This window comes from Cereibacter johrii, assembly GCF_001720585.1.
Lineage (GTDB): Bacteria > Pseudomonadota > Alphaproteobacteria > Rhodobacterales > Rhodobacteraceae > Cereibacter_A > Cereibacter_A johrii.
Map to the genome: position 1 here is coordinate 1 of NZ_MABH01000099.1, position 6,278 is coordinate 6,278.

Genomic DNA, 6,278 nt, shown 5'->3' on the forward strand with positions numbered 1-6,278 from the left:
GCGGGCTACGAGGGCGCGGAGCGCCTGCCGGACGGCAGGGTCGCGCTGCGGATCCGGCCGCGCGGCACCGGCGCGCATGTCCGGCTCGAGGCCGACGTGGTCTTCGACTGCCGCGGCATCCGCCGGGATCCCGGCAACAGCGCCTCGCCGCTGGTGGCGGGCCTGCTCTCCTCGGGCCTCGCGCGGATCGATCCGCTGCGCATCGGCCTCGAGGTGGCGCAGGACTGCCGGCTGATCGATGCGCGCGGACAGAGCTCGCGGCACATCTTCGCCATCGGGCCGGTCTCGCGCGCCGCCTTCTGGGAGATCACCGCGATCCCCGACATCCGCGAGCAGACGGCGCGGCTGGCAGAGGATCTCGTCGCCGCTTTTACGGCCGCGACGGAGCAGGATCTCGGCCGCCACGCGCGGCCCTGAGGGATCCTGCCTCGGGACGGTTGCCCCCGAGGCAGGAACCCGAGGGGCAGGCGCCTGACCTGCCCCTCGGGATCAGTGGGCGAGCATCTCCTCGACGATCTCTTCGGCGCTCAGCTCGGCCGGGTAGTAGGTCGGCCAGTGCGTCACCTCCTGAAGGAGCGCCGCGCGGTCGTCGCCCCAGTAGAGGTGGTAGTGATCCGACTTCGACGGCGCGATGCGGTGATCGCTGAACTGGATGAACTTCGGCGCGGCCTCGTCTCCGCTCACCTTCTCGAAGATGAAGCGGACGTCGCGATTGCCGGCCTTGTAGGTCAGCACCTCGTGTCCGTCATGCTCATACTGACCCGAGACCGGCTCGCCCCTGCCGTGGAAGGTCACCCGGTCGCCGTCGATCACGATGCGGTTCACCTCGGTCTCGTAGCCGGTCTGATAGTAGGCGCGATATTCCTCGGTCGTCTTGTCGCCATGCTCGGCCTTGTGCGCCATCACCGGGGCCAGCGTGCCGTCCTGCAGGAGCGGATAGACCGACTGCCAGTCGCCCTGCCAGTCCGAGAGCGGGCGGTCGGCGATCTGCTCGTCCTTGAAGAAGCCCTTGGCGATCTCGTCCGAGGCGTGGCTGTGGGCCTCGTCATGGCTGTGGCCGTGCGCATGATCGTGGTCGTGCGCCTTCTCGGCAAGCGCGGGCGCGGCCACGGCGAGCGCCACGCTGGCTGCAAGGATGCTCAGGGGGCGTGAAAGGACGGTCTGCATGAGGGAGGTCTCCATGGTCCGAGGTCTTCGGATGATGCCTGAATGATATGTTATTACATATCTCCTCCCGTGTAGGATCTCGCGAGAAGCTTGGCAACCGGCAAGGCGGTCCTGCGCGCCAGAAAGGCACCGCTGGAGGTCGGCCGCGGAAGCTGCGCCCGCCGAAGCGAAGCGCCAGCCGGCACACGGCGCGGGGTGGAACGACCGGCACCGCAAGGGAGGTGAGGCCGGTCCCGGCCGTTGCGGTCAGTCCCGCCGGTCACTCGATTTCGAAGGTCCATGAGGAAGCGCGCGAGCTGGCCGGCATCGACCGCCTTCCCGCATCAGCCTCGGCCGCAAGGCACGTCTGGGCCGTCACCCCTTCGACTCAAGCCGCAGAATGCTGCGCGCCGGCCCTCTCGGAAGCCCAGCCATGCCCGCTTCGCGAAGGCTCCGTAAGGCGAAGGCGTCCCACGGCCGCTTCCCGCGTGGGACACATTCTCCCACAAGCGCCCGACAATCATAAATTTTCAGGGATTTTCTGGAGCGGGTAGCGGGAATCGAACCCGCGCCAAGAGCTTGGAAGGCTCGTGTGATACCATTTCACCATACCCGCGCGAGTGCCCTGTTAGCATGGAGCGTCCTGCGCCTCAAGGGACGTTGCGCCCCTCTCCGCCCGCGGGACGGCGCCTCAGCCTTTTCGCCAAGTCGTCGTCGCGGAACATGAGGCGCAGCATCACGTTGTGCCCCGGATCGGCCAAGGGCCGCGCAGCCGGTGCACGGCGATGGGGGGATGATGCAGAACGAGCGGATCGGCCAGGCCGGAACCATTCTGGCGCCGGAAGCGCCCGAAGTGCCCTCCGAGAACGAAGTCAGCCGTCTCAACCATCTGATTGCGATCCGCAGGCTTCTCGGCATCATCCTGCTCGTCCTCGTGGTCATGGGCTTCTATTTCGCCCGCGACGTGGTCCTGCCGCTGATGATCGGCCTTCTGCTGGCGCTGACCTTCAGCCCGGTCGTGCGGGCGTTGCAGAGGATCGGCATCGCGCCGCCCATCACGGCGACGGCCCTCATCACCGCCCTCGCCGCCATCGTTGCGGTCGGCGCCTTCCTTCTGAGCGGGCCTGTCTCCGACTGGATCAACCAGGCGCCGCGGCTGGGCGACCAGCTGCGCGAGCGCGCCCAGACCGTCCTCGAGTCGTTCGAGGCCGTGCGCAATGCATCGGAGCAGGTCTCCGAGATCACGGACAGCGAGGACCCGGCGGTGCAGCGGGTCGCCGTGCAGACGCCGGGGATCCTGTCGTCGGCGGTCGGAAGCGTGGCCTCCATCCTCACCACGATCATCGTGACGCTGGTGCTGGCGCTTTTCCTCCTCGCCTCGGGCGACCTCTTCTACATCAAGCTGATCGAGGGCTTCCCCCGGTTCGGCGACAAGAAGCGCGCCCTGCGCATCGTCTACGGGATCGAGCGGCGCGTCTCCCGCTACCTTCTGTCGGTGACCATCATCAATGCGGGGCTGGGAGTCGTGATCGGCCTCATGATGTGGGGAGCGGGGATGCCGAGCCCCCTCGTCTGGGCCATGGCGGCCTTCCTCCTGAACTTCCTGCCCTACGTCGGCGCCATCGCGGGTGTCGCGCTGTCGGCGGCCGTCGCCATCGTGCATTACGATCATCTGACGCAGGCCCTGCTGGTGCCCGCGCTCTATCTGACAGCCACCGCCATCGAGGGGCAGCTCGTCACGCCCATCGTCCTCGGCCGGAGGCTCGAGCTGAACACCGTCTCGGTCTTTGTCACGGTGATCTTCTGGGGATGGCTCTGGGGCATTCCGGGGGCGCTCGTGGCAGTGCCCTTCCTCGTCTGCATGAAGGTGGTCTGCGACAATGTCGACTCCCTCCATGCGGTGGGCAATTTCCTGGGCGCTCGCGAGCCCTTGCCCGATCTCGAGCCGGAAGCGACGGAGTGAGGGAACCGGGCGCGCGGATCGCCGTTGCCTCGGCAGACCTGCAGCGGAGGATCCTTCTTGAGCATCATCTGGACCATCATCATCGGCTTCATCGCCGGCGTGATTGCGAAGTTTCTCCACCCCGGAGACAAAGAGCCCTCGGGCTTCATCCTGACCACGATCCTGGGGATCGTGGGGGCCCTCGTCGCAACCTGGCTGGGGCAGGCCGTGGGCTGGTATGGCCCCGGTGAAGGCGCGGGCTTCATCGGCGCCATCGTGGGCGCCATCCTCCTTCTGGTGATCTGGGGCGCCGTGACCAGAAAGCGCGGCTGATCGAGCCGGTTTGCAGCGGCTGGCGTCCCGCTTGCGGGCCGGCCGCTGACGCACATGCGGCGGTGCGGGTCCGGCCTCTTCCCGCGCCGCCGCCTCGGCGCAGAAGGCCCCGATCGCGGCGGGAACCGGAAGCTGCCACCCGCCGTTGGGCGCGGTCTTTTCCCAACTCCGGTCGGTCCCGTGCAACGCTATCGCTGCCCCTCCTGCGATCAGGAAATCTTCTTCCGCAACACGGTCTGCCTCGCCTGCGGCAGTCAGCTGCTCTTCGACCCGGACAAGGGGTTCTCGGACCTGGCGGAGGCCGGCCATCCCTGCGTCAACCGCCCTCAGATCAACTGCAACTGGTCGGCCGATGAGGCAGGCGTGCTGTGCCTGTCGTGCCGGCATACGACGGTGGTGCCGGACCTGTCGGTCCCCGCCAACATCGAACGGTGGGAGAGGATCGAGACGGCGAAGCGTCCCCTGATCCTGATGCTGCACCGGCTGGGCCTGCCGCTTGCCGATCGGGCGGGCCTGTCCGCCCCCCGGTTCGAACTCAAGGGCGAGACGGGAGACGCCACGGCCCCCCGGGTGCTCACCGGCCATGCCGGAGGCACGATCACCCTCAATATCGCCGAGGCGGACGATGCCGAGCGCGAGCGCATCCGGGCAGAGATGAACGAGCCCTACCGCACCCTGACGGGGCATCTGAGGCACGAGGTGGCCCATCATTACTGGGATGTCCTGACCGACGCGCGGCCAGACCGGCTCGACAGGCTGCGCGCGATCTTCGGCGACGACCGGCTGGATTATGGCGCGGCCCTTCAGGCGCATTATGCCGAAGGTGCGCCGCCCGGCTGGGCCGGAAGCCACATCTCGGCCTATGCGACGGCCCATCCCTGGGAAGATTTCGCCGAGACCTGGGCGCATGTCTTCCATCTGCTCGACGGGCTGGAGACGGCACAGGCCTTCGGGCTGATCGAGCCGCAGGATCTGCCGGAGGGGCTGGAGCACCTCGTGCGCGAGCCGATGGCGCGCCTCGCCGGTGCCTGGGTCGAGCTGACGATCGCGTTGAATGCCGTGAACGAAGCCATGGGCCACGAGACCTTCTACCCGTTCGTCCTGGCGCCGCCGGTCGTCGCCAAGCAGGAGGCCATCCGCAGCCTGATCGTCGAGGCGAACTCCGCAGACGACGCCGCGGCGCCGCCTTCCGCGAGCGCCCTGCCCCAGTGAGGCCGCAACGACCGGACGGTGGCAGGCGGGACGTCTGTCACCGTTCGGATTTCCATGGGCGCAGGCTAGCCTGACAGGGGCGGGCGGCGTGCCTGTCCTTCGGCTCCCCTAGCCTCGTCCGCAGCAGGTTCACGGAGAACAAAGCTCGTGAAGCTCGCTGGTGGATCCTTCCGGCAGCTGCCCACATGACGGGATGTCCTGCGGCAAGATACCGCATATCCGGGAGCATCGTGCTTCATGGCCCCCGGTCCCGGGCACATTCACCAGAACATTCTCATCGGGATCGCGTAATTTCCCACATGGTTCCAGCAGGAGGGCGGGCATGAGGATCGTGGTTCTGGGTGCGGGCGTCGTCGGTGTCACATCGGCTTTCGAGCTGGCGCGGGCGGATCACGAGGTGACGGTGGTGGATCGCCAGCCAGCGGCGGCACTGGAGACCTCCTTCGCCAATGCAGGCGAGATCAGTCCGGGCTATGCCTCGCCCTGGGCCGCGCCCGGCATTCCCGCCAAGGCCCTGCGCTGGATGTTCATGAAGCACGCGCCGCTGGTCATCCGGCCGCGGCTCGATGCGGCGCAGGTCCGCTTCCTCATGGCGATCCTGCGCAACTGCACCCCCGCGGCCTATGCGCAGAACAAGGGCCGCATGGTACGGCTCGCCGAATATTCGCGCGACTGCCTGACCGATCTGCGCGCCACCACGGGCCTCGCCTTCGACGAGCGCCAGCAGGGCACGCTCCAGCTCTTCCGCACGCAGAAGCAGCTCGACGCGGCGGCGCGCGACATCGAGGTGCTGCGCGAAGGCGGGGTGCCGTTCGAGCTTCTGGATGCGGACGGCTGTCTCGCCGCCGAGCCGGGGCTGCGGGCCGCGCGCGACAGGATCGCGGGCGGGCTCCGCCTGACGGGCGACGAGACGGGCGACTGTTTCAAGTTCACCCAGGGGCTCGCGGCTCTGGCGGAGGAAGCCGGCGTGCGCTTCCGCTACGGAACCGGCATCGAGCGGCTGAGGGTCGAGGCCGGCCGCGTCACGGGCGTCGAGACGACCAAGGGCACGTTCCTGGCCGATGCCGTCGTCGTGGCGCTCGGCTCACATTCGCCTGCGCTGGTCGCGCCGCTCGGGCTGCGGCTGCCGGTCTATCCGGTGAAGGGCTATTCGATCACGCTTCCCATCGTCGATGCCGAGCGCGCGCCGGTCTCGACCGTGATGGACGAGACCTACAAGATCGCGATCACGCGGCTCGGCGACCGGATCCGCGTGGGCGGCATGGCCGAGGTGGCGGGCTTCAGCGCCACCCTGCCCCCGGCGCGGCGCGAGACCCTCGCCATGTCGGTGAGCGACCTCTTCGGCGGCGCGGGCGATCTGTCGCGCGCGAGCTTCTGGACGGGCCTCCGGCCGATGACGCCGGACGGCACGCCCGTGGTGGGCCGCACGCCGGTGGCGGGCCTCTGGCTCAACACGGGGCACGGGACGCTGGGCTGGACGATGGCCGCGGGTTCGGCGCGGGTCCTGTCGGATCTCGTCAACGGGCGTGCGCCCGAGATCGAGAGTGCCGATCTCGGCATCGACCGCTATGCCGCCCCGGCCCGCCGCACGCGGCCCGCGGTGAGGCTCAACCCGGCCCGGCAGGCGGGCTGAAGGCCCACCCGC

General features: G+C 68.6%; 5 protein-coding genes, 1 tRNA gene and 1 pseudogene. 5 read left to right on the forward strand and 2 right to left on the reverse strand.

What is annotated here, in order from left to right:
* Window positions 1-417, forward strand: a pseudogene (locus A9O63_RS07545) (FAD/NAD(P)-binding protein); the annotation flags it as partial.
* A 72-nt stretch (window positions 418-489) separates the two neighbouring features.
* Here the strand turns inward: A9O63_RS07545 and A9O63_RS07550 are convergent.
* Together A9O63_RS07550 and A9O63_RS07555 are read right to left on the reverse strand one after the other, a co-directional pair.
* Window positions 490-1,182 (reverse strand): ZinT family metal-binding protein, encoded by a 693-nt coding sequence (locus A9O63_RS07550; RefSeq protein ID WP_069331377.1) that lies wholly within the window; start codon window positions 1,180-1,182, stop codon window positions 490-492.
* A 506-nt stretch (window positions 1,183-1,688) separates the two neighbouring features.
* Window positions 1,689-1,762, reverse strand: a tRNA-Gly gene (locus A9O63_RS07555).
* 180 nt (window positions 1,763-1,942) lie between these two features.
* On the opposite strand from A9O63_RS07555, the gene A9O63_RS07560 reads away from it, so the two are divergent.
* The 4 genes from A9O63_RS07560 (at window position 1,943) to A9O63_RS07575 (ending at window position 6,266) form a co-directional block, all read left to right on the forward strand.
* Entirely contained in the window at window positions 1,943-3,109 is a 1,167-nt protein-coding gene (locus tag A9O63_RS07560) for an AI-2E family transporter (protein WP_084295696.1), read from the forward strand.
* 57 nt (window positions 3,110-3,166) lie between these two features.
* Window positions 3,167-3,421 (forward strand): GlsB/YeaQ/YmgE family stress response membrane protein, encoded by a 255-nt coding sequence (locus A9O63_RS07565; RefSeq protein ID WP_069331379.1) that lies wholly within the window; start codon window positions 3,167-3,169, stop codon window positions 3,419-3,421.
* A 180-nt stretch (window positions 3,422-3,601) separates the two neighbouring features.
* Window positions 3,602-4,633 carry a zinc-binding metallopeptidase family protein gene (locus A9O63_RS07570; protein ID WP_069331380.1) on the forward strand — a complete coding sequence of 344 codons (1,032 nt, stop codon included), beginning with the start codon at window positions 3,602-3,604 and terminating at the stop codon, window positions 4,631-4,633.
* 322 nt (window positions 4,634-4,955) lie between these two features.
* Window positions 4,956-6,266, forward strand: coding sequence for a D-amino acid dehydrogenase (locus A9O63_RS07575; RefSeq protein WP_069331381.1), 1,311 nt, complete (start codon window positions 4,956-4,958; stop codon window positions 6,264-6,266).
* Window positions 6,267-6,278: the final 12 nt, after the last annotated feature.

What these genes read in the sequence shown, in the direction of transcription:
- A9O63_RS07550 (WP_069331377.1), bottom strand. Translation starts at nt 1,182, where the DNA reads ATGGAGACCTCCCTCATGCAGACCGTCCTTTCACGCCCCCTGAGCATC.
- A9O63_RS07560 (WP_084295696.1), top strand. Translation starts at nt 1,943, where the DNA reads ATGCAGAACGAGCGGATCGGCCAGGCCGGAACCATTCTGGCGCCGGAA.
- A9O63_RS07575 (WP_069331381.1), top strand. Translation starts at nt 4,956, where the DNA reads ATGAGGATCGTGGTTCTGGGTGCGGGCGTCGTCGGTGTCACATCGGCT.